The sequence below is a fragment of the Mycobacterium sp. OAE908 genome (assembly GCF_017872775.1).
Lineage (GTDB): Bacteria > Actinomycetota > Actinomycetes > Mycobacteriales > Mycobacteriaceae > Mycobacterium.
In genome coordinates this window covers 2,095,581-2,118,907 of record NZ_JAGGJL010000001.1, presented here as the reverse complement: position 1 = coordinate 2,118,907, position 23,327 = coordinate 2,095,581, and the positions used below count along the sequence as shown (strand labels likewise).

Annotated in this window: 17 protein-coding genes; 8 read left to right on the top strand and 9 right to left on the bottom strand. The window is 66.3% G+C overall.

Annotated features, from left to right (window positions below):
- Positions 1-120: 120 nt before the first annotated feature.
- Positions 121-2,283, top strand: coding sequence for an acyl-CoA dehydrogenase (locus tag J3E61_RS10405; RefSeq protein ID WP_210083495.1), 2,163 nt, complete (start codon positions 121-123; stop codon positions 2,281-2,283).
- Positions 2,284-2,288: 5 nt separating this feature from the next.
- On the opposite strand, the gene J3E61_RS10400 is transcribed toward J3E61_RS10405, so the two are convergent.
- The gene (locus tag J3E61_RS10400; RefSeq protein WP_210083494.1) at positions 2,289-5,042 is read right to left on the bottom strand and encodes an AAA family ATPase; all 2,754 of its coding nucleotides are present in this window, start codon (positions 5,040-5,042) and stop codon (positions 2,289-2,291) included.
- A gap of 104 nt (positions 5,043-5,146) precedes the next feature.
- Here J3E61_RS10400 and J3E61_RS10395 point away from each other — a divergent pair, with 104 nt between their 5' ends.
- Complete coding sequence (locus J3E61_RS10395) at positions 5,147-6,049, top strand: alpha/beta hydrolase (protein ID WP_210083493.1); 903 nt, start codon at positions 5,147-5,149, stop codon at positions 6,047-6,049.
- 10 nt (positions 6,050-6,059) lie between these two features.
- Here J3E61_RS10395 and J3E61_RS10390 read toward each other — a convergent pair whose 3' ends face one another.
- The 3 genes from J3E61_RS10390 to J3E61_RS10380 form a co-directional block, all read right to left on the bottom strand.
- Positions 6,060-7,358, bottom strand: coding sequence for an amidohydrolase family protein (locus J3E61_RS10390; RefSeq protein WP_210083492.1), 1,299 nt, complete (start codon positions 7,356-7,358; stop codon positions 6,060-6,062).
- Positions 7,352-8,431: a CoA transferase gene (locus J3E61_RS10385; protein WP_210083491.1), complete on the bottom strand. Its 1,080-nt coding sequence runs from the start codon at positions 8,429-8,431 to the stop codon at positions 7,352-7,354. The genes J3E61_RS10390 and J3E61_RS10385 overlap by 7 nt, the downstream gene beginning before the upstream one ends.
- 65 nt (positions 8,432-8,496) lie before the next feature.
- A complete protein-coding gene (locus J3E61_RS10380; RefSeq protein ID WP_210083490.1) occupies positions 8,497-9,486 on the bottom strand; it encodes an acyl dehydratase in 990 nt (329 codons plus the stop codon).
- A gap of 21 nt (positions 9,487-9,507) precedes the next feature.
- On the opposite strand from J3E61_RS10380, the gene J3E61_RS10375 reads away from it, so the two are divergent.
- Both J3E61_RS10375 and J3E61_RS10370 read left to right on the top strand, forming a co-directional pair.
- Positions 9,508-10,665 carry an acyl-CoA dehydrogenase family protein gene (locus J3E61_RS10375; RefSeq protein ID WP_210083489.1) on the top strand — a complete coding sequence of 386 codons (1,158 nt, stop codon included), beginning with the start codon at positions 9,508-9,510 and terminating at the stop codon, positions 10,663-10,665.
- Positions 10,665-11,378, top strand: coding sequence for a GntR family transcriptional regulator (locus J3E61_RS10370; protein WP_210083488.1), 714 nt, complete (start codon positions 10,665-10,667; stop codon positions 11,376-11,378). The genes J3E61_RS10375 and J3E61_RS10370 overlap by 1 nt, the downstream gene beginning before the upstream one ends.
- 35 nt (positions 11,379-11,413) lie before the next feature.
- Here the strand turns inward: J3E61_RS10370 and J3E61_RS10365 are convergent, their stop codons facing one another.
- The gene (locus tag J3E61_RS10365; protein WP_210083487.1) at positions 11,414-12,292 is read right to left on the bottom strand and encodes an enoyl-CoA hydratase/isomerase family protein; all 879 of its coding nucleotides are present in this window, start codon (positions 12,290-12,292) and stop codon (positions 11,414-11,416) included.
- Positions 12,289-13,800 (bottom strand): fatty-acid--CoA ligase FadD4, encoded by a 1,512-nt coding sequence (fadD4, locus tag J3E61_RS10360; RefSeq protein ID WP_210083486.1) that lies wholly within the window; start codon positions 13,798-13,800, stop codon positions 12,289-12,291. The genes J3E61_RS10365 and fadD4 overlap by 4 nt, the downstream gene beginning before the upstream one ends.
- A gap of 105 nt (positions 13,801-13,905) precedes the next feature.
- On the opposite strand from fadD4, the gene J3E61_RS10355 reads away from it, so the two are divergent.
- Both J3E61_RS10355 and J3E61_RS10350 read left to right on the top strand, forming a co-directional pair.
- Positions 13,906-16,578, top strand: coding sequence for an adenylate/guanylate cyclase domain-containing protein (locus J3E61_RS10355; protein WP_210083485.1), 2,673 nt, complete (start codon positions 13,906-13,908; stop codon positions 16,576-16,578).
- 73 nt (positions 16,579-16,651) lie between these two features.
- Positions 16,652-16,867 (top strand): hypothetical protein, encoded by a 216-nt coding sequence (locus J3E61_RS10350; RefSeq protein WP_192725117.1) that lies wholly within the window; start codon positions 16,652-16,654, stop codon positions 16,865-16,867.
- A gap of 424 nt (positions 16,868-17,291) precedes the next feature.
- On the opposite strand, the gene J3E61_RS10345 is transcribed toward J3E61_RS10350, so the two are convergent.
- From J3E61_RS10345 to J3E61_RS10335, 3 genes are all read right to left on the bottom strand, one after another.
- The gene (locus tag J3E61_RS10345; RefSeq protein WP_210083484.1) at positions 17,292-19,118 is read right to left on the bottom strand and encodes a phosphoenolpyruvate carboxykinase (GTP); all 1,827 of its coding nucleotides are present in this window, start codon (positions 19,116-19,118) and stop codon (positions 17,292-17,294) included.
- Between the two features lie 179 nt (positions 19,119-19,297).
- Complete coding sequence (locus tag J3E61_RS10340) at positions 19,298-20,776, bottom strand: hypothetical protein (protein WP_210083483.1); 1,479 nt, start codon at positions 20,774-20,776, stop codon at positions 19,298-19,300.
- Positions 20,773-21,717: a hypothetical protein gene (locus tag J3E61_RS10335; protein WP_210085498.1), complete on the bottom strand. Its 945-nt coding sequence runs from the start codon at positions 21,715-21,717 to the stop codon at positions 20,773-20,775. The genes J3E61_RS10340 and J3E61_RS10335 overlap by 4 nt, the downstream gene beginning before the upstream one ends.
- Positions 21,718-21,821: 104 nt before the next feature.
- On the opposite strand from J3E61_RS10335, the gene trmB reads away from it, so the two are divergent.
- Complete coding sequence (gene trmB, locus J3E61_RS10330; RefSeq protein WP_192725114.1) at positions 21,822-22,622, top strand: tRNA (guanosine(46)-N7)-methyltransferase TrmB; 801 nt, start codon at positions 21,822-21,824, stop codon at positions 22,620-22,622.
- Entirely contained in the window at positions 22,619-23,320 is a 702-nt protein-coding gene (locus J3E61_RS10325; RefSeq protein ID WP_210083482.1) for an NYN domain-containing protein, read from the top strand. Before trmB ends, J3E61_RS10325 begins: the two co-directional genes overlap by 4 nt.
- The last annotated feature ends 7 nt before the right edge of the window (positions 23,321-23,327 follow it).

The following is a 23,327-nucleotide window of genomic DNA, read 5'->3' as shown; positions in this document are numbered from 1 at the left end:
GTGAACATGTCTACTGGGCGCACTTTCAAGATCAGATGTGACCCGCATCACGTATGTGCAGGTGGGCGCCGACGCGTTAGCTTTACTTGACGACCGTCAAACGTAAAGAGGACTTCCAACGTGAGTAAGTCAGCTCTCGCCATCACCGAAGAACACACTGACCTGGCCGATTCCGTCATCGGGCAGCTGAATCGCCTGGACAGCCGCGCTGCGGCCCGCGCCACGCTGGAGAACGGCGCGGCCCATCCGTCCGAGATCTGGTCGGCAGGCACCGGCCTCGGCTGGAACGGGCTGGCGATCTCCGAGGAACACGGTGGTTCCGGGTTCAGCCTCGCCGAACTGGCGGTGGTGCTCGAGCTGTTGGGACGCGAGCTGTCGCCCGGCCCGTTCCTGCCGACAGTCGCGGCAGCGGTGGTCATCGACCGCTGTGCATCGGATTCCGTTCGCGCGCAACTACTTCCGGGCCTCACCGCCGGCAGCGCAGTCGGCGCGCTCGCCCTTTCGGGAAACGTCGCGATCGGTTCGGACCTGGTACTCACCGGGGAAAGCCCTGCAGTGCTCGGTGCCCCCGACGCCGATGTGCTCGTGATCGCCGCAGGTGAGGACGTTGTCGTCGTCGACGCGACCGCCGAAGGAGTCACCGTCACGGCCCTGGAGTCGCTGGACCCCACCCGCAGCGTCGGGTCCGTGGCGTTGCGCGGCGTGACGGTCGACGAAGACAAGGTGCTTCGCGGCGCGGCGCGCAAGGCGAGGACGGTGTTCCGGATCCTGGCCTCGGCCGAAGCGGTCGGCGTCAGTTGGGCCGCGCTGGACATGGCCGTCGAATACGCCAAGGTGCGCGAGCAGTTCGGCCGCACCATCGGAACCTTCCAGGCCGTCAAGCACCATGCGGCGAACATGTTGGTCAACGCAGAGGAGACCACCGCGGCCGCGTGGGACGCCGCGCGGGCCGACGACCTCGAGAGTGCATGGTTCCCCGCCGCCGTTGCGGCCGCGCATGCCATTCGCACGCAAGTCTTCAACGCGCAGTACAACATTCAGCTTCACGGCGGCATCGCCTATACGTGGGAGCACGACGCGCATCTTTATCTGCGGCGTGCCCGCACACTGGCCGCGCTGATGGAAGAAGGCGGCGACCCACTGCTCGATGTCGTCGAGGGTCAGCGCAGCGGCCAGGCGCACGGCGCGTCGTTCACTCTGCCGCCCGAGGCGGACGCACACCGCAGCCAGGCCCGCGAGGCCGTCGACCGGCTGCAGTCGCTGCCCGAGGACAAGCAGCGCGATTACCTCGTCGACTCCGGCTACCTCGTTCCCCACTGGCCGAAGCCGTGGGGCCGCGCGGCCGACGTCCTCGAGCAGTTGGTGATCGAGGAGGAGTTCGCGGGCATTGAACGACCCGATATGGGCATCACCGGGTGGGTGGCGCTCACGATCGCGCAGGCAGGCACCGACGACCAGCGGGAACGCTGGGTCGAACCCGTGCTGCGCGGCCAGGTGATGTGGTGTCAGCTGTTCTCGGAGCCCGGCGCGGGCTCGGACGCCGCGGCGGTGCGCACGGCCGCCAAGAAAGTCGACGGCGGCTGGCGGGTCAGCGGACAGAAGGTCTGGACAAGCCTCGCGCAGTACTGCCAGTGGGGCCTTGCCACGGTGCGCACCGATCCCGATGCGCCCAAGCATGCCGGTGTGACGATGATGGCGATCGACATGAAAGCGCCTGGCGTCACGGTCAATCCGTTGCGCGGCATCACCGGCGATTCGCATTTCAACGAGGTCTTCTTCGACGACGTGTTCGTTCCTGACGAGGACGTCGTCGGCGACGTGAACAAGGGGTGGTTGGTGGCCCGGGCGACGCTGGGCAATGAGCGCATCTCGATCGGCGGTGGTTCGGGCGGCGCTTCCGGGTTCAGCCCGGACCATCTCATCAAGCTCCTCGACGCTTCCCCGGCCGCGGCCAACTACGTGCGGCGGGCAGGCGAGTGCATTGCGGAGACTCACACGCTGCGGCTGCTGAACCTGCGCCGGGCCAGTCGGGCCATCGCGGGCGCGGAGCCAGGGCCAGAGGGCAATGTGACCAAACTGCTGGTGGCCGAGGCAGGGCAGCGGATCACCGAGCTGGGCATGGAGCTGTCCGGTTCGGCGGCAGTGGTTGGCCAGGCGCCGAAGCTGTTGCGTAGTTACCTCGGCAACCGGGCGATGACCATCGCAGGCGGCACGTCGGAGATCACCCGCAACACCATCGCCGAACGCATCCTCGGCCTGCCGCGTGACCCGCTGCTGAAATAGCAGCTTTAGGCCGGCTCGGCCATGAATCGGCTGAGTTCGGCGCGCGAGTGGATGTCCAGTTTGCGGTAGATCCGACTCAGGCTGGCCTCGACCCCCTTGCCGCTGATGCCGAGCCGCGCAGCCACATCGGCTGAAGTCAGGCCGGTCACCACTAGTTCCGCGACACGCCTCTCCGATGGGGTAAGACCGTTGCCTTGCGTCCGGCTGGTGCGGGTGCGCTCCAGTTCGGCGCGCGCACGTTCGGCCCACAAATCACTGCCCATGTTCTCGAATGCCAGCAGCGCCTGGGCAATCGTTGCCGCGGCCGTGGTCGTCAGCCTCCGCCTGCGCTGCAGCTGGCCGAGGAACAACTGCGTGCGTGCTCGCTCGAACGGCATCGGCAGGGCGCCGTGTAGGACCAGCGCCTCATGCAAAAGCCGTTCGGCTACCTCCATTTCACCCTGGGCGTCCAGCGCCATGGCCCGGCATCGTGTGCCGATTGCCAGCATCCAGGGTCGGTTGAACAACCGTCCGTTGTGTTCCAGCGCTTTGATCATCGGTTCGGCTTTGTCGCACTGGCCGAGTGCGACCAGAGCCTCCACAGCGTCGGGAATGAAACCGGCAGTGACGATTTCGGTGCCTGGCATGTCGGGGAATTCCCTACAGCGGTGCTCCAGCGCCGTTGCCGCTGCCGCATAGTTGCCCAGCGAGACCTCCAGGAACCCCTGGACGGCTGCGGGCCCGTACGCCAGCCCGTGCATTCCGCACTTGTCGACGGCCGCCATCGCGTCGGCGATGTCGGAGCGAGCGTCGTCCTCCCGACCGGCGAAAGCGGCGGCGGCGGCGCGCATCGTCTTGGCGATGGACACCAAGTGCTCACCCCCGACCTGTTCGGCAAGTTGAACGGCTTCGTCGGCAGCCAGCGTGGCATCGGCGAATCGCCCGTGCCAGATTTCCACCATGGCGGTGTGCACCGAAACAAAGAGCAAGTCGCTGTCGGCACCCTCTTCGACGCAGTGCGTCCGCAGTTCGTGTAGTTCGGCGCGGGCCTCGTCGAGCCGGCCGGTCCAGGCCAGCGCCTGGGCCCTGGCGGCACTTGCGTGAAACACGATGGAGACGTCAAGGTCCGGGTCCGCCAGATCGAGCGCCCGGTCGAGCGCCGACTCGTCAATCCCGTTGCCGTCTAAGGCATTAATCGTCACATAGTTCGCGAGCGCCTGACTCTGCAAGGCAGGCACACCGAGTTTCTCGGCTTCCTCGACCGCACGCCTGGCGATTTGCACCGCCTTGTCGTAGTCACCTGCGATGCTCTGCGTAAAGGCGAGTGCCAGCAGCGTCTGGATCATGGTGCGCGGGTTGTCAGCCGAATCGTCGGCTGCGCGGGTCAGGAGGTCCGTCGCCTCGCGCGTGCCGCTGCGCAACATGTGCGCTCCGGCAAGCAGATTCAGCGCGCCGGCACGCTCGGGACCGGCCGGTAGTTGGTCGATGGTTGGCGCGAGCAGGTCGGCCGCCCTCATTGGATCCCCTGATCGCAGATGGTTCTCCGCGGAACGCGTCCGACGAGCTGGGGTGTCACCACCGAGTTTTATTGCCAGGTCAAGTAATTCGGCGGCATCAGCAGGCGCTCCCCTCGCACGCGCGGCGTCCGCCGCCCCGTCCAGCGCGCGCAGCAGTTCAGGATCGTGACTCGACGCGGCCAGCGCGAGATGCCTGGCCTTCAGTTCGGGCTGAGTCAGGGTATCGGCCAGCGGGCTGTGAATCCGCCGACGCTGCGCCGGTGGGTTGCTGGTGTAAACGCCCCTGGCCAACAGCGGATGGGTGAAACGCACGTGGTTGCCGTGGATCGCGACGATTCTCTGGCGTTCCGCATGGCCGAGCAGTTCGACGGTGCGCTCGACGGATTTACCGGTTGCCCGCGCCAGTGCCTCCACAGTCGGATCTGCGACGCATGCAGCCGCCAACAGAACTTCGCGGGCATCCGGGCTGAGGCCGCCGATACGTTCGCGGACGAGATTGGCCAGACTGTGCGGGAGGCTGTGCTTACCGTCATTTGGTCCACAGGCCCCGGCGCGCGCCAACTCCAAGGCATAGAACGGGTTTCCGGCCGAGGTCTTCGCGATTCGGCGCATTGTCGGCCGGGCCACCGGCTTGCCCAACCGCGCGAAAAGCAGTTTGTGCAAATCGCTCATGCACATCGGATCGACCCTGAGGCGGGTCAACCGATTGGACAGCGCTACCTCGAGCCAGGGCGTCGCACTCGCGCCACCCGCCTCACACCGCGCCGTCACCAGCAGTGCCGCACGGGGCGGAAGCCGCCAAGCCATGTCGTCGATCACCGCTCGACTGCTGTGATCCAGCCAATGCACATCATCGACAGCGACTAGCACCGGCGCACTCTTGCTGAGCCGCCGAATAATGAAAGTCAACCCCCGGGATGCCAGCTGCCAATCACCAGCCGTTGGTTCACTGTCTGCCCGGAGCAACACGCGGTCGATCGCCGCCTTCTGAACATCGGGCAACCCGTTGAAAAGCTCGGGAGCGATTCCGGCGAACAGGTCGGCCACTGTGCCGTACTCCAGCGCAGACTCCGCCTGCGAAGCCCCCGCCGACAGTGTGTGGAAGTCACGATCGCCCGCCTTCTCGAGTGCAGCGAGCCACAGGGTGGACTTACCGACCCCCGCTTCCCCCTCGATGAGCAGGGCGGAGGGTTGCGTGCCGACTGACTGCAAAAAGTCGGCTATCGCGTTCGACTCGTACGAACGGCCTACAACAGTGACCATTGCGTAAATTATCGCATTCAGCAAACCACTGCGAGCCAAAATACGAAACCTCATCACAAGAACGAAGATTTTTACGGATACGCGCAGCTGGTAATACTTATCGCGTGCCGCTCCCCGAATTCCATCCCGATCTGCGTAGCGTCGCCCGCTATCTGCCCAAGCAGATCGTCACGCCCGCCACGGTGCCGTTCCTACGAGCAGCGGAGCGCCTGCTGTGGCGCCGACCCCCGCCGAGCGACATCGAGGTGCTGACGCTGTCGTCGGGCGTCGGGATCCGACTGTTCCGCCCCACTGGGGTGACGGGCCCGGTCCCCGCGCTGTTGTGGATCCACGGCGGCGGGTACGTGATCGGGGCCGCGGCGCAGGACGATGCACTGTGTCGCCGGTACGCGCGCGAACTCGGGGCGGTCGTCGCCTCGGTGGATTACCGGCTGGCGCCCGATCATCCGTACCCAATTCCGCTCGAGGACTGCTATTCGGCGTTGCAGTGGCTGGTTCGCCTGCCGTCGGTCGACCCGGGGCGCGTCGCCATCGGCGGGGCGAGCGCAGGCGGTGGCCTGGCCGCTGCGCTGGCGCTACTCGTCCGCGACCGCGGCGAAATCCCCCTTACCGCACAGCTATTGGTTTATCCGATGCTCGACGACCGCACGGTGGGCAGGCACTTGGACAATCCCGGGCTGCGGCTGTGGAACCAATCCAGCAACAAGTACGGCTGGTCGGCTTACCTCGGTGGGGCGGATCCGACGGTCGCGGTGCCCGCGCGCCGCGAAGACCTGAGCGGATTGCCGAAGGCGTGGCTCGGTGTCGGCACGTTGGATCTGTTTCACGACGAGGACCTGGCGTATGCCGAGCGACTCGAGGCCGCCGGTGTTCAGTGCGAGGTCGAGGTCGTCCAGGGGGCCTTTCACGGCTTCGACGGCATCGTGCCGAAAGCCGATGTGTCCCAGTCGTTCTTCAAGAGCCAGTGCGAGCTGCTGCGAAAGGCGTTCGCGCCCGCGGCGGCGTAATCGCGGATGCTCAGCGTTCGAAGACGACGCGGCCCGCGACGATGGTCGCGGCGACCATGTGCGAGTCCAATTCGCTGAGCACCTCATCGGGCGGCGCGGTCAACAGCGTAACGTCACCCGGCTGCCCCTTCGCCAGGGCTCGTGGCTCGTCAGGCGCGCCCGACGTGCCGAAGAACATCGTCAAAGCCGCACGCGCGGAGACACATTCGTCGGCGCCGAGTACTGCGCCGCCCGCTGTGGTCCTGTGGACGGCAGCCCGCATGGTCGCCCACGGGTCACCATCGCCGAACGGCATGTCAGTGGACAGGGCGACTTTCACGCCGGCCTTCAACAGTGAGGCAAGCCGCCACAGTTCGTGGTGTTCGTCGGCGGCGACGTCGGTGAGGTATTGGTCGCCGCGCTCCGCGACGAAGTTGGGCTGGGTCACAACGGTGACACCGAGGCTCTTGAGGTCGGCGAGGGCGTCGTCGGGCACCACGGCGGCGTGCTCGATGCGGTCCTGCGGATGGGTGCCCGCCTCGCGCAACGCCGACAGGGTCACGACGAGTTGGGCCGCCGTCACGCAATGGACTGCGACAGGAGCGTCTTCTGCGTGCCGTCCGGAGATCCACCCGGTGAGTTCGTCGAGGTTGAGGTCGGTGTCGTGCAGGATGCGCTTGCCGGGCGCCAGGCAGTGCACGCGCTGGCGAAGCTCGCCGTGCCGGTGGGCCTGCATCAGTTTGACGATGTCGCTGACTTCGAAGTCCGGGGTGGCGTCGGTGACACTGGTGACACCGTGCTCGCTGAGCCGTCGGCTGACCTCGGCCAGCCCGCTTTCGTTGCGCTGCAACGTGTCCGACCAACTGTGGTCGGCGCTGGGCAGCCGCCCGTCAGGGTGCTTGGCCAGCCCCACCCTTGCCAGTGCCGCCGAGTTCAGCGTCCACAGCACACCGCTGCGGTGCTGCACCCGGACCGGCAGCGGCGGTGACACCTCATCGAGCACGCGGCGGTCGAGCGGACCGGCGACGGCCTCGTGATAGCCGACGGCTCTTATCCACCCGTCGCTGCCGACGGGAGCGTGAGCGAGCGCGCGAGCCAGGTCGTCGCGGCCCCGAACTTCGGCAGGCCCGACCCGCGCCGAGGTCAGCGCCGCAGCGGCCGAGCGAAGGTGGACGTGGTGGTCGTGCAGGCCGGGGATCACGGTTGCGCCTGCGGCGTCGAAAACCTCCTCGCCCTTCTCGGGTTCGAGCTCGCCGACGTCGGTGATGTGTTCGTCGAACCGGATGTCGGTGATCGTGCCGTCGAGCAGCGTGGCGCGTCGAATCAGCATGAAGCGACCAGCCGTTGTTCGACGAACGCATTGTCTGCGCCTAGCGCCGGGCCTGCGCTAGGAAGTTGTGGCGTTGCGGCGCAATCTGTTTCGGCGGTGCGATCGTCGGCGGCATAGGTTGCGGCGACGGCTGCCATCGACAGTTCGATCAGTTGACCGCCACCGCGGCTCAGCGAGTCCGCCGCAGCGAGCGCGGCGTGCAGTCCCGTCAGCGGGTCGGCCACCGCATCGCCACAGAACACCGGTCCGCTTTCGGTGTCGCCGACCAGGCCGCCCGACACCGCGGCGTCGTCGCCGAACGCCACCCAGTTCGCCCGCTCCCCTTCGGTGCCATGCCCCGTGATGCGCAACCACACCTGGCCGTCACGCGGCACTGGGCCGAGCCCGCGGCGTGCGAGGGCGGCCGGGCGTGATGATTCGATGACGACGTCGGCAGCGTCGAGGAGCTGTCGCAGGCCCGTCGGCTCGTCGAAATCGACTGTGTACGAGAGCTTTCCGTTGTTCATCCAGTCGAAGAACGTCGAGGGTCCTGCGCGGGTGCCGTCGGGTCTGGTCCGGGTCTCGACCTTGACGACGGTGGCCCCCGCTCGGCTGAGCAGCTGACCGCACAGCGGACCGGCCCACATCGACGACAGGTCGACGACCAAAATTCCGCTGACCTCACGCGGGGCGGCGGCGCCCAGGTTGGTGATTCGTGGTGGCGCGGCGGCTGTTTCGCCGAGGGCTGCGACCGGAAGGCCGAGCAGCCGGGCCCGCTCGGTCACGTCGGTGCAGGCACGTTCGGCCACCCACCGCTCAACGGCCGGCCACGGATCGCCTGTTGTCTCGTATTCGGTCAGCGCGGGTAGGGCGTCGAGGTCGTCTTGCCGTGACAACGTGAGCGCACACCATCCGTCGCGGCTGGGCATCAGCCGGGTGGCACCCCCCGCGGAGAGCCGGCCGTGGGGTGACAGCCCGAGCAGAGCAGCGCGGCCCGCGAGCAGTTCCTCGGCGTCGACTGCGACACCGGTCAGCCGTTGGAATGCGTCGGCAGCCGCCTGTGCCCGGGAGAGCACAGCGACGGGCATCCTCATAGGAACATTGTGCGATTTCGGCGCGGTTACCGTCGCTGAGCGTGGATAAGCGCGCCCGAAACCGCTCAGAACTGCAGCGCCGTGAACCGCCAGTCGAGCACTTTGCGGTCCGGCTCGCCGACCGCGAACACCTGCGACCTCAGCTTCAGCACTTCCCCGCGGCCGTCAGGCAACGGATCCGCCGCCTCGACGTGGAGTTCGCTGTGCAGTGTGTCGCCCTCGTGGACTGGCCCGGTGTGGTCGCAGGACTCCCAGCCGAGGACGGTCACGAGGTTGGGCAGCAGCCGTGAGGCCTGCGCCAAGGCCAATCCAATGGTGTGCCCGCCGTACACCAGCCGCTGACCGCCGACGCGCCAATCATGGTGTGTTGCAGCGACATTGAGCGTCAGCCTGGCGAGCTCCGGCGCGCTGGTTACTACGTCGGCGGTGCTCTGCATGACAGCACCTGCGAGGCCTGGGTCGAAGTGGGCACCCGGCACCTTCTCCCGGAAGGCGCCGGCGTTCCAGTCGGCGGTCGGATCGGGCGGGGACGCGAGGTCGGCCCCGATGTTGGCCAGGTTGTCGTTGTGACCGGTCTCGCGGTCGGCGCTCAGCGGCAGCATCGCGCAGCGGTAAAAGTCCAGTACCAGCCGGCCGATCTGGTCGACGGTCGTCATCCGCAGCGCCGCAAGGCCCGTCGGCGCGCGGCCGGGCTTTGCCGAGTTCTGCTTCAGCCCCACGACTTCTGTGCGGGTGAACAGGCTGTCTCCGAGCACGGGAAACCGGTGAAACGCCAGGCCACGGTAGAACAGATTCGCCTTGACCCGCAGCGTGGCCAGCGTGCTCTGCCCGATCGCCACGTCGCAGACCAGGGCGGGGTGGGCCAGCGCCGACGTCGCGCCCGTCACGGCGTACGCCAACTGCGCATCAAGCGCGAGGCGCAGCCTATCGCCGATGATCGCCTGGTGCGCGCCCGCGGCGCCCTCGGTCAAAGTCATCGAGGGCGCCGAGTCGAAGACCTGGCCCACCTCCAGGTCGTCGAAGTATGGACCGCTCACAGCCGCCGATGTTGCCATTGGGCCGCACAAAGTGTCAATATGGCCGTACATATGATGACCGAAGAAGAGATCCTGCTGGTCGAGACGGTGCGGGCATTTGTCGACCGGGATGTGAAGCCGACCGTCCGCGACGTCGAGCATGCCAACGAGTACCCCGAGGCGTGGATCGAGCAGATGAAGCGCATCGGCATCTACGGCCTGGCAGTGCCCGAGGAGTATGGCGGCTCGCCGGTGTCGACCCGCTGCTATGTGGAGGTCACCCAGGAGCTGTCGCGCGGCTGGATGAGCCTGGCAGGCGCGATGGGCGGGCACACCGTCGTCGCCAAACTGCTGAGCCTGTTCGGCACCGAGGAACAGAAGCGCAAGTACCTGCCGGCGATGGCGACCGGCGAGGTGCGCGCCACGATGGCGCTCACCGAGCCGGGCGGCGGCTCGGATCTGCAGAACATGAAGACGACCGCGATTGCGTCCGGCGACGAACTGGTGATCAACGGGTCCAAGACATGGATCAGCAACGCACGCCGATCGGCTCTGATCGCCCTGCTGTGCAAGACCGATCCCGCGGCCGAGCCTGCGCACAAAGGGATTTCGGTGGTGCTCGTCGAGCACGGCGAGGGTCTGACCGTGTCCCGTGATCTGCCGAAGCTCGGGTACAAGGGTGTCGAGTCCTGCGAGCTCACGTTCGACGACTGCCGCGTGCAGGCGTCGGCGATCCTCGGCGGTGAGCCCGGTAAGGGCTTTGCGCAGATGATGAAAGGCCTTGAGACAGGGCGTATTCAGGTGGCCTCGCGGGCGCTGGGCGTGGCGACGGCGGCGCTCGAGGATGCGCTGCGCTATGCGCAGGACCGCGAGAGCTTCGGCCAGCCGATCTGGAAGCATCAGGCCGTCGGCCACTACTTGGCTGACATGGCCACCAAGCTGACGGCGGCGCGCCAGCTCACGTTCTACGCCGCCGACCGGTACGACGCGGGTGAGCGCGCGGATATGGAAGCCGGGATGGCCAAGCTCTTCGCCTCCGAGGTGGCGATGGAGATCGCGTTGAACGCGGTGCGAATCCACGGCGGCTACGGCTATTCCACCGAGTTCGACGTCGAACGCTACTTCCGCGACGCGCCGCTGATGATCGTCGGCGAAGGCACCAACGAGATCCAGCGCAATGTGATAGCCAGTCAGTTGGTGGCCCGCGGGGGCATGTGATGAAGCCCGCCTACCAGGTTTTGCGCGAACAGTTGCGTGACGAGATCGCAGCTGGTCAGTACAGCGACGGTGCGCGGCTGCCGACCGAGTCCGAACTCGTTGCGCGCCATGGGTTGTCGCGTCAGACTGTGCGACGCGCGTTTCAGGACCTGGTAGCCGAGGGTGCGGTGTACCGGGTGCCCGGCCGCGGCACCTACGCCAGCGAGCCAGGGCGGTACTTACGCCAACTCGGGTCGATCGAGGACCTGATGAGCCTGTCCGACGACACGACGATGGAAGTGCTGTCGGGGCTGCGCCGCCGGGTCGACGTCGACGCGGCGAGCCGGCTGAGGCTGGACGACGACGTCGTCTACACAGTGGTGTTCCGCCGACTGCACGACGGCGTTCCGTTCGTTTCGACGACCGTGCACCTGGCCCCGTCGGCGGCCCAACCGATACAGGCCACGCTCACCGACGGCGCGGTCGGCACGCACACGGTCATCGGCTTGCTGGAGCCGCACCTCTCCGAGCCCATTGCCGAAGCGGCACAATCGATTACGGTGGCTCCGGCCGATGATGTCGTCGCCGCCGCCGTTGGCTGCGAGCCGGGTCATCCGATGCTGCGGGTGGACCGCCTGTACACGGATGCCGGCGGCAGCCCGGTCGAGTTGTCGGTCAGCCACTTTCTGCCCGAGCAGTACACCTACAGGGTGACGCTGCGCAGGTCGGGTTGAGCGCCTGCCACTAAGCGTTACGAATCAGGCCGAAGTCACTGGACTTCGTCGATGAGACCCCAGCGCAGGGCCGTGGCGGTGTCGATCGTCCGGCCGGACAACACCAGATATGCGGTGCGCCAGCGCCCGATGCGACGGGTGATGCTGACGGTGCCGCCGGCGCCGGGGATCAGGCCGAGGCTGAGTTCGGGCAGGCCGAGCACGGCGTCGGGATGGGCGCGCACGCTGCCGCAGTAGGCGGCCATCTCGAGTCCGCTGCCGAGCACCTGGCCGTGCACGTCGGCGCGGCAGTTGCGGCCGAGGCGGGCGGTGATTTCGTCGAGCACCAATGCGGGCGAGTGGCGGGTGCGGGCCAGATGGGCGCTGGCGGGATCGGTGAAGGTGCCGAATTCGGCGAGGTCGCCGCCGCTGCAGAACGACGGGCCGTTGCCGGTCAGCACCAGTTCGGTGATCGAAGGGTCGAGTCGCGCGACGTCGAGCTTTTCGAGCAGCGCCGCGCGCATATCGGTGGAGAACGCGTTGTGCCGTTGCGGCCGGTTGAAGCGGACGTGCAGACAGTCGCCGGCGCGGTCGGCCTGGACGGGATCGGCGATCATCGGGACGGCGGCGGGTCCGCGCTCGGCGAGCCAGCGGGCGAATTCCGGTCCCGACTGCAGGGTCGAGTAGGCCAGTGATTCGGTGACGACGCCTGCGCGGGTGGGGCCTTTCGGGTCGATCGACCGGAGCACATCGTCGCAGACGGCGGTGGCCTGCGGCCAGCGTTCACATCGTTCGGCGAGTTCGGCGAGTGCAGCGGGCACCGATGCAACGGTGATGGCGCGGCGGTCGTCGGTGTCGTCTTCGGTCAGCGTGAAAGTCACGTCGTCGGAGGGGGATCCGACGGCGACGACAACACCGCCCGCGAGCTCCGTCACGAATACTTGTCTATCAGTCCCTGCTTGTAGAGCTTGCCGGTATCGGTGCGTGGCAGCTGCGCCTCGAACGAAATCGACCGCGGACACTTGTAGTGCGCCAACCGATCCCGCAGCCAGCCCAGCAGTTCGTCGCCGAACTCGTCGGTGGCATCGGCCGGGTCGACCGTCTGCACGACGCCCTTGACGGCCTGGCCCATTTCGTCGTCCGGGATGCCGAACACCGCGGCGTCCATCACCTTGGGATGCGTCACCAACATGTTCTCGGCCTCTTGGGGGTAGATGTTCACGCCGCCGGAAATGATCATGTGGTGGCGCCGATCGGTCAGATAGAGGTAACCCTCTTCGTCGAGATAACCGATGTCGCCGACGGTTTTCCAGCCGTGCTTGTCGCGTGACTTGGCGGTCTTCTCCGGATCGTTGAGGTATTCGAAGTCGAAGCCGCCCGCGAAGTAGATCTCGCCCGCCTGGCCCGGCGGCAGTTCGTTGCCGTCCTCGTCGAGAATGTGCAACTCGCCCACCATCGGCTTGCCGACCGAACCGGGGTGTGCCAACCAGTCATCGGCGGTGATCAGCGTCGAGCCGATGGCCTCGGAGGACGCGTAGTACTCGTCGACGATCGGGCCCCACCAATCGATCATCTGCTTCTTGATCTCGACGGGACACGGCGCGGCGGCGTGCATCACCCGCTTCAGGCTGGACAAGTCGTACTTATCACGAACGGCCTCAGGCAGTTTCAGCATCCGGGTGAACATCACCGGGACGAACTGACCGTGCGTGACCCGGTGACGCTGAATCGCGTCGAGGCAACCCTCGGCGTCGAACTTCTCCAGCACCACCGTCGTGATGCCTGCGCTCTGAATCTGCATGGACCAGACCGACGGTGCAGTGTGGTAGAGCGGGGCGGGGCTGAGGTAGATGGCCTCGGGTTCCAGCCAGAAGCTGACCAACACCGACATCAAGCCGGGGACCTCGGCAGGCGGCAGGTGCGGTAATGCGCGCTTGATGCCCTTCGGGCGGCCGGTGGTACCCGACGAGTACTGGAGAAGGTCGCCTTCGATTTCGTCGTCGATGGGCGTATCCGGTTGATCCGCAGCACATTCGGGATAACGGTGCCAGCCGTCGAGGTCATCGTCGGCGATGATGCGCAGCTGGGGCACGGTGTGCTCTTGGAGGTTCTCGCACGTCTTGCGCAATGCGGCCGATCCGACGACGGCCTTGGCGCCGCTGTTGTCGATGATGTAGGCGGCCTCGGCGGCGGTCAGGTGGGTGTTGATCGGGACGTAGTACAGACCGCAACGGCGAGCAGCCCACGCGACGGCGTGGAAGTGCTCGTTGTTCTCCATGATGATCGCGACGGCGTCACCCTCGCGCAGGCGGTGGTTGCGAAAGAAGTGGGCGAGGCGATTGGCGCGAGCCTCCAGCTCGGCGAACGTCACGACCGTCCCCGACGGATGGATGATGATCGCGGGCTTGTCGGGGCTGGCCGCGGCGTGTTCGCGAATCTGCATGTGCTGACTTTACGACGAGGAACTTGACAGGTGTCAAGACCCCTGGTCTCTGTCCGTTTCTCCGAGGACGAATTTACGATTACGCCTGGAGAACGGGGGTGCGTCATGATCGATGGCGACGCGCCGCGCCCGGGTTCCGGCGTCCTGACCTTCCTGTTCACCGATATCGAGGGCTCCACGCGGCGGTGGGAGGCCGACGCGACCGCGATGCGGGCGGCTCTTGAGTCGCACAACAAGGTGCTGCGCGAGGCCGTCGATGCCCACGAAGGTCGGGTCTTCAACTACACCGGCGACGGCATGTGTGCGGTGTTCTCGTCGCCGCGGTCGGCGGTCGATGCCGCGGTCACCGCGCAGCGATCGCTGGAACTGCCGGTGCGGATGGGGATCGCTACGGGTGAGGCGGAGTTGCGAGGCGGCGAGTACTTCGGCACGGTGCTCAACCGCACCGCCCGGGTGATGGCTGCGGGTCATGGCGGCCAGATCCTGCTCGACGGCGCGACCGCGGGTCTGCTCGGCGGCGTCGACCTGATCCCGTTGGGGTCAAAACGTTTGCGTGACATCGCCAAACCTGTCGAGATGTTCCAGGTGCGCGCCGACGGGCTGGCTGACGAGTTCCCGCCGCTGAAGACACTCGATGTGGTACCCGGCAACCTCCGCCCGCCCACGACGAGTTTCGTCGGCCGGTCATCCGAACTGGCCGAGTTGACTGCGGCTCTCGACGTTCATCGCATGGTGACGTTGACCGGCGTCGGCGGCGTCGGCAAAACCCGGCTTGCACTCGAAGTGGCGGCGAGATCGGCCCAAGATTTCCCGGACGGCGTATGGGTGATCGAGCTGGCGTCGATCTCCGATCCCGCTGCGGTACCGGAGGCGGTGGCGGCCGCGCTCGGCATACTTCAACAACCGGGCAAGAGTCTCGCGCAGAGCGTCGCCACGGCGTTGGAAGGCCGGTCACGGCTGCTGGTATTCGACAACTGCGAGCATGTGCTGGACGCAGCCGCGGAAATGGTCGAAACGATCTTCGCCCACTCGCAAACCGTGAAAGTCCTTGCCACCAGCCGCGAAGGACTGCGCGCGGCCGACGAGCATCTATGGTCGGTGCCTTCGTTGGACGTCGACGATGGCATCGCCTCGTCGGCGGCCGCACTATTCATCGAACGCGCTGCAGCCGTGGGGCACCGTGTGCCGACAGCAGGAAGCAACGATGTCGGTGCGGTGATCGAAATATGTCGCCAGCTCGACGGGATACCTCTCGGAATCGAGTTGGCGGCATCGCGTATGCAGTCGATGACGGCCACTGAAGTACGAGACCGGCTCGGCGACAGGTTCCGTCTGCTCGTCGGTTCTCGCCGCGGGTTGGAACGACACCAAACGCTCCGCCACGCAGTGCAGTGGTCATATGATCTGCTCGACGATGCCGAGAAGTCACTGTTGAACCGTTGTTCGGTATTTGCGGGCGGATTCGACCTCGCAGGAGCCCGATCGGTTACCGAGCTCGGCGACGACTTCACCACCCTTGACCTGTTGGACGCACTGGTTCGCAAATCACTTCTCACCGCCGATCGCACGTCCGCACAGACACGGTTCTGGATGCTCGAGACCATCCGCCAGTTCGCTGAAGACCAACTGGTCGTATCCGGTGAGGGAGCCGCTGCCCGTACCGCGCATGCCCGCTACCTCGCGGAGCGAGAACCCGATGTGATGGCGTTGTGGGACAGCGCACGCCAACGCGAAGCCTATGAGTGGTTCACCCTCGAACTTGCCAACCTGCGTACGGCATTCCGGTGGGCGGCCGACACCGAAGATCTCGACACCGCGGCGACGATCGCCGCCATGTCGGCGTTTCTCGGCTTGCGCATCCAACAGCACGAACCCATCACGTGGGTCGAGGAGCTCATCGAACCCGCTCGCGCAGTTGACTTTCCGCGCTTGCCTCAGCTCTACAGCATGGCAGCTCAGTGCTACACGTTCGGCCGCACCGACGATGCATTGCGCTATGCCGAGGCCGGCTTGGCCGCCATCGATACGGGACGTTTCGCGGAAGTTCCCTACGAATCAGAGGCGTGGCTCGGAGGCATATACATCTCTCTCAACAAGCCACAGCGATGGGAAGAGCTATGCCGAAACATGATCGCGCGCGGCACCGGCGATCAGCGCTACGCCCGCGGCGCCCTGGTATTGGCGATGACGATGGTTGGTAAGGAGACCGAAGCCGCGGAGGCATCAACCGATTTGTTGACGATGGCTGACGCCACCGATAACGCACACACCGCCAGTTATCTATTGCTTTGCTACGGCATTGCGCAGCACAGCGCCAATTTCGATGCAGCTCATGATGCGCACCGCAAGGGATTAGAGATTGCGCACAACACCGGCAACCGGGAGCTCGAGTCCTACCACGCCGGCAACCTAGCGCGTCTGGTCGTCACGCACGGCGATGCCGCCGAAGCCCTCGACTACGTGGAGTTGGCGTTGCACATGTTCCACGACGCTAACAACATCTCCCAGGCGTCGAGCGGTCTCGCGGTTCTGGCCGCATTGTTGGATCGGCTCGGTTACTACGAACCCGCCGCGACCATCAGTACGTCTGGTTGGACCGGCTTCACCCAGACGTCCTTCCCCGAGTTCGAGTCGACGATCACCCATCTGCGTGAGGTCCTTGGTGACCGCACCTACGAATCTCTCGGCCGTGTCGGCACGTCCATGACAAATGCCGCGATGGCGACCTACGCATTCGAGCAGATCGAGATGGTGCGCGCCGACCTGCAGCAACCGTAAAGCGCGCTGTGAAACAGCCACCAAGCCTCTGTGCCAACAGAATTCGCGTTCCGTGCGCCGGTACATTGCGAACGTGCGTGGATTCTTCGCGATGCTTGGCGGCACCGCTATCGCCGTGGCGGCGGCCGTGGTCGTTGTGACGGCGCCGGCACCGCAGAGCCCGATCAATGTGTGCGCGCTGCTTCCCAGCATGGATTCCTGTCAACCGCCGGATGTGCGGCGGAGCATGTTCGTGCACAAGACCAATCCGCCGACGATCACGCAGGTTTCACCGAACTCCGGCTACTAGGGTCGGCCCTGTCCGCGGGACCAGGTGGCATCGTGCGAGCGCGATTTCCTGTGGATCTGCCACCAGTCGACTGTGGAGAACATGTCCCGCGCCGTGACGACGGTACGTTGCCAGAGGGCTGGGGCCATCCGCAGGGAGGTTGTGATGAACGGCCATCGAGTGCGCAGATTCTTCGCGGTCGTGGGCGGGTCTGCTGTCGCGGTAACTGCGGCACTGACCATATTGACATCGCCGGCACCCGAACATCCGGTCGATGTGTGTGGGCTTATGCCCTCCTGGCAGGGGTGTAGGCCGCCAGTTCCCAAGGACCCACCGATACGCGACTTGACAGCCCCGACGTATACGCAGAAGCGGGCCAGTCCGGGAGGCTGACAAATGCAAAAGTCCCCGAATCCAAAGGACCCGGGGACTTTTGACGACGTGATCAGTCGGCTTCGGCCAACCGATGCTTCAGCGCGTCGAACTCGTCCTTGATGCCGGTCGGCAGTTTCTCGCCGACGAACTCGAACCACTCCTCGATCAGCGGCAGCTCCTGGCGCCACTCATCGGCGTTGACGGCCAGTGCCTCGTTCACGTCGGCGGGATCGACGTCGAGACCCTCGAGATCCAGGTCCTCGGCGGTCGGCACGGTACCGATCGGCGTGGTCGTGCCACCGGCCTTGTGCTCGATCCGATCGATGATCCACTTCATCACCCGGCTGTTCTCGCCGAAGCCCGGCCACAGGAAGCGGCCGTCGTCGCCGCGGCGGAACCAGTTGACGAAGAAGATCTTCGGCATCTTCGACTCATCGGACTGCTTGCCGATGTCGATCCAGTGCGCGAAGTAGTCACCGACGTTGTAGCCGAGGAACGGCAGCATCGCCATCGGGTCGCGGCGGACGGTGCCCACCTTGCCTTCGGCGGCGGCGGTCTGCTCCGAGCCGAGCGTCGCACCGATGAACACGCCGTGCTGCCAGTCGCGGGCCTGCGTCACCAGCGGGACAGTGGTCTTACGACGCCCACCGAACAGGATCGCGGAGATCGGCACGCCCTGCGGGTCGTCCCACTCGGCAGCCAAGGTCGGGCACTGCGACATCGGGGTGCAGTACCGCGAATTCGGGTGCGCGGCCTTCTCGTCCGAGTCCGGCGTCCAGTCGCGGCCCTTCCAGTCGATCAGGTGCTGCGGGTCGCCTTCGAGGCCTTCCCACCACACGTCGTTGTCATCGGTCAGCGCGACGTTGGTAAAGACGGTGTTGCCGGCATCGATGGTCTTCATCGCGTTCGGATTCGACGACCAGTTCGTGCCGGGCGCGACACCGAAGAAACCGAACTCGGGGTTGACCGCGTACAGCCGGCCGTCCTTGCCGAACCGCATCCACGCGATGTCGTCGCCGACGGTCTCTGCGCGCCAGCCCGGGATGGTCGGCTGCAGCATCGCGAGGTTGGTCTTACCGCACGCCGACGGGAACGCCGCGGCGATGAAGTACGACTTGTTCTCGGGGGAGATCAGCTTGAGGATCAGCATGTGCTCGGCGAGCCAGCCCTCGTCGTGCGCCATCGCCGACGCGATGCGCAGTGAGTAGCACTTCTTGCCAAGCAGCGCGTTGCCGCCGTAGCCCGACCCGTAGCTCCAGATCTCGCGGGTCTCCGGGAAGTGGCTGATGTACTTGGTGTCGTTGCACGGCCACGGCACATCCTTCTGGCCGGGGTCGAGGGGCGCGCCGATCGAGTGCAGCGCCTTGACGAAGAAGCCGTCGGTGCCCATCTTGTCCAGCGCGGCCTGACCCATCCGGGTCATCGTCCGCATCGAGACGACGACATATTCGGAGTCGGTGATCTCGACACCGAGCTTGGGATCCTCCGCACCGAGCGGGCCCATGCAGAACGGCACCACATACATGGTGCGACCGCGCATGCAGCCGCGGTAAAGGTCGGTCATGATGCCGCGCATCTCGGCCGGATCCATCCAGTTGTTGGTGGGGCCCGCGTCGATTTCGCGCTCGGTACAGATATAGGTACGGGACTCCACCCGGGCCACGTCAGAAGGATCGGACAAAGCCAGATACGAATTCGGCTTCTTCTCGTCGTCGAGGCGCTTGAAGGTGCCTGCCGCTTCGAGTTGCTCGCACAGTCGCGCGTTCTCCTCGTCGGAGCCGTCAGCGAACACGACCCGGTCCGGCTGCGTCAGCTCCGCGACCTCGGAGACCCAGGCGAGCAACTCCTTGTGTTTAGTCGGTGCGGTGTCCAGACCTGGAATGGTCGCTGCTGTCATCAAAACTCTCCTGCGTAGGTTTTCTGCCAGGACGCAGGCCCCGATCACGCCTCCGAGCCTGAATGGCTGCGCATTCGGTCGTCCCTGTACTGAGGTTAACGTGGGTGACATACCCGCGGTAAATCGGATCTATGTCCGATCACTCACAGGAACGATTCAGAGAATCGATTTCGGGCGTTTTACCGATTCAGTTTGCCGGCCGTCGCATCCGAGCCGTTCCGCAGTTCGTTCGAGGCGCAGCCGTACAGGTCGGCGCGCACCGCGTCGAGCGCCTCCTGCAGGGGCGGCAACCGACGGTCACGGACCGCCGCGGCCTTGGCGGTGGCCACCGCATGCTCGCGCAGTTCGGCGTCGATCTCAGCGACGCGATCGGCCGCCGTCGCGCTGTCCACCTCGTCGCGGGCGGCCAGGCCGGAGGTCAACGCCGCTTCCGCCGCGAGCACCCGGGTGGCGACCCGCTCCTCGACCACGGCCCGCCATGTCGCGGTGACATCGGTGACCCACCTGTCCAGCACCGCCCTGTCCTGCAGTAGACCCCGGATGCCCACCACCCACACCGTCAGCAACAGACCCACCAGCCCGCCTGCCACCAGTCCAGCGACCGTCAGCCCGGGCGCCAGCCCCGCGAACAGCCGAGTGACCGCGAGCGCCACCCCGAATCCGAAACCGGCGCCGACGACCATCGTCAGCTGGGTCTCCAACCGCCGTGACTTCAGCAGCGGCGACGTGACCTCAGGCCGAGGCGCAGGTCCGGGCCGCTCCGGGGCCGACAGACCGAGCTCGGTCGCGACGTCGCTCAGGTGTGTGGTGATGCCCTCGTCGACTTCATCGACGACTTCTTCCGCGCGGGTCCGCACATAGGCCTCGAATTCGCCGAGCTTGCGTCGGCTGGTGTTCGAGGCGTCCTCTTGCAGTTCGGCACGCACCGACGTGCACCGGTTGCGCGCGAAATAGGTCAGCTGCACGCGCGCCTGCTGAATGTGGCTGCGCAGCGCGATGCTTCGTTCGGACTTCGACAGCCGCCTGCCCCGCAGGATGTCCTCGCGGTTCTTGCGCAGCGCGGCCACGCGGGCCTGCCGATCCGATCCGGCGGCCTCCGCCTGATAGCGCTCGATCACGTTCTGCAGCCGGACTTCCCACGCCCGCAGCCGGTTTCGCCGCTGCACATCCGGGTCGGCCAGCCGCTGCCTGAGCACACCGACAAGTTCGTCGACCCGCGGCTCTCCGAGATCGGGCGCGGCCGCCGCACCCACCCACTGCACATGCTCATACCGCGGCGCGCGGAGCGCCAACCGAGCCCGGTCGGCGGCCAGCACCTCGCGCCAGTTGCGATGAGCGTCGATCTTGGCCACCACGCCGATGATCAGGTCGGTGTAGTTGGCAGCGAGATCGACCAGCGCGCAATCGGATTCGGTCAGCGGCGTGATCGCAGACACCACGAATACCACCGCCGTGGGCGCGTTGGCGGCAGACAGTTCGTCGGCCTCCACGAAGGTGCGCTCGGGCATCCGTTCCCGCAACACCGCAATGAGGCTGCTGGTGCCTGCCAGCCATGGGCCCGTCACCAAGACCACGTCGCGTCGCTCGACGCCCGGTGAACTCAGACCCGTATCGATGGCCGCCACCAGGGCGTCGGCGGCGACTTCCGGTTCGGTCATCGAGCCTGCCCGAGCAGGCGCAGCGAACCCCTTGCGATGTCACCGGCGCAGTTGCGGTGCAGTGGGCTGAGCGGGCCCCGGCTGTAACGACGCCAACGGACGGCTCGGCGTAGATGCGCCGCAGCGTCGTCGCCCCGGTCCACCTGCACTCCTAGCGCCTCGACCACGTCGACCGCCGCCGACATCACCGCGAGCACGGTCTCGTCGGTCGACAGGAAATCAGCGAGCTGACTGTCACTGGATAGTACTGCGATGCAACGCAATTCGGTGATCGCGGTCTGCAGCCGGCGGTAGCGCACCGGGGCGGCCGCCGCGACGATGTGCTCAACGACCCTGTCGAGCCGGCTCGCGCGACGCAACACGGACGACACCGCTGCGCCCTCACCAAGTGCGAGCAGCGCACTGGCGATGCCAAAGCGATCCAGGGTCGCAAGCAGTCGGCGCCGAAGCTCGGGCGGCACCGTGTGGGTGGCATCGACGAAGGCGTCCGTCGACGTCAGGTCCGCGGGCTCGGTGACCAGCAGTCGCAGCGCCCACATCAGCTCGTCGTCGAGTTCGGCGGTGGCCAGCAGCGCGATCATCGGCACCGCAGGCACCCCTGTCAGGGCCCGAAACTCGGCGGCACGCCGGTGCGCCCTTGCCAGCGGACCGCCGTCGCCGAGGCCCGTCAGGTCGGCCTTGTTCAGCACCGTCACGCTGGGCTTGTCGGCGGCAAGGAGTGCACGGTCCTCCGGCTTGACCGCCTCGGCGATCACGACGACCTGAACATCCGCGGCCGTGGCATCGGTGGTGACAGCCACTCCCGACGCGGCCAACGCCGCAGCGACCGTGCCGCGCCCGACGCCGCCGCGGCCCAGCACAGCAACGCGGATGGGAGCAGCAAGGCGCGCGATGACCGGCTGCAATCGCGGATCCTTGCTGTGTTCAGCGAATCGCCTCAGCGCATCGACGAAAATCTGGCGGCCTTCCCGAGTGTTGCCGTAATCGTGGCACCTTCGCGCGCAGGTCGCGAACGGTTGTCCCCAGTACCAGCCGAAGGCAACTGTTGGGTATCAATCTGTACCACGATGCGGGTACTCAGCTGTCTATGAGCGACCATGGACGAATGCAAACGCCCGGGCCTGATGTCGTCGGCCGTCCCGGGCCCGAAGCCGCGCATTTGCATCGCCGGGTCACCAGCTTTCGGACCAGGCGCTCGACGCTGTCCGGAGGACAACAGGCGACGTGGGAGCGGCTGTGGCCCGAGATGGGCGCACTTGCCCGTGACGCCGACGGCCCCGCATCGTTGCTCGACACCGAGGCGTGGTTCGGCCGGTCGGCGCCCGTGGTGCTCGAGATCGGCAGCGGAACCGGTGTCTCGACGCTGGCGATGGCAAAGGCCGAACCGCACCTGGACGTGGTCGCGGTCGAGGTCTACAAGCGTGGGCTGGCCCAACTGCTGTCCGCGATCGATCGCGAGGGCGTCACCAACATCCGCCTGATCCGCGGCGACGGCGTCGACGTGCTCCAACACATGTTCGCCCCGGACTCACTGACCGGTGTGCGGGTCTTCTTCCCCGATCCATGGCCCAAGGCGCGACATCACAAGCGCCGGCTGCTGCAACCGGACACGGTCGCACTGATCGCCGACCGGCTGCGGACCGGCGGTGTGCTGCATGCCGCCACCGACCACGCCGGCTACGCCGAACAGATCGCCGAAGTCGGCGACGCCGAGCCGCGGCTGCGCAGAATCAGCGCCTCGGACACGCTGCCTATCTCCGTGCAGCGGCCCGTTACGAAGTACGAAGGCAAGGCCCAGCACGCGGGCAGTGCCGTTGCCGAGTTGCTCTGGGAGAAAAGGGCATGAGCGTCACTGAAGACATCCAGCGCGTAGAACCACACATAGAAGAAGTAGCCCCGCCGCCGGTGATGCCTGTCGAAGCGACGGCGCGAGTGCTGCTGGTGTGGGACGCACCCAACCTCGACATGGGTCTCGGCTCGATCCTCGGCGGCAGGCCCACCGCCGCACATCGGCCTCGATTCGACGCCCTCGGCCGGTGGCTGCTGACCCGCACGGCAGAGATCTCCGCCTCCCGCGCGGAGGTGACGCTGGAGCCCGAGGCGACCGTCTTCACGAACATCGCCCCAGGTAGCGCCGATGTGGTTCGACCTTGGGTGGAGGCATTGCGTAACGTTGGCTTCGCGGTCTTCGCGAAACCGAAGATCGACGAGGACAGCGACGTCGACAGCGACATGCTCGCCCACATCGCGCTTCGGCGCAGCGAAGGGCTGGCCGGTGTGCTGGTGGCCTCCGCCGATGGGCAGGCCTTCAAGCAGCCACTGGAGGAGATTGCCCGCGACGGCGTGCCCGTGGCGGTGCTGGGATTTCGCGAACATGCCAGTTGGGCGTTAGCGTCGGATACCTTGGAGTTCGTCGACCTGGAAGACATTCCTGGTGTTTTCCGGGAACCGCTACCGCGAATCGGCCTTGATTCGCTGCCCGAGCAAGGGGCTTGGCTGCAGCCATTCCGGCCGCTGTCCTCGCTACTTACCTCGCGCGTGTAGACAACTG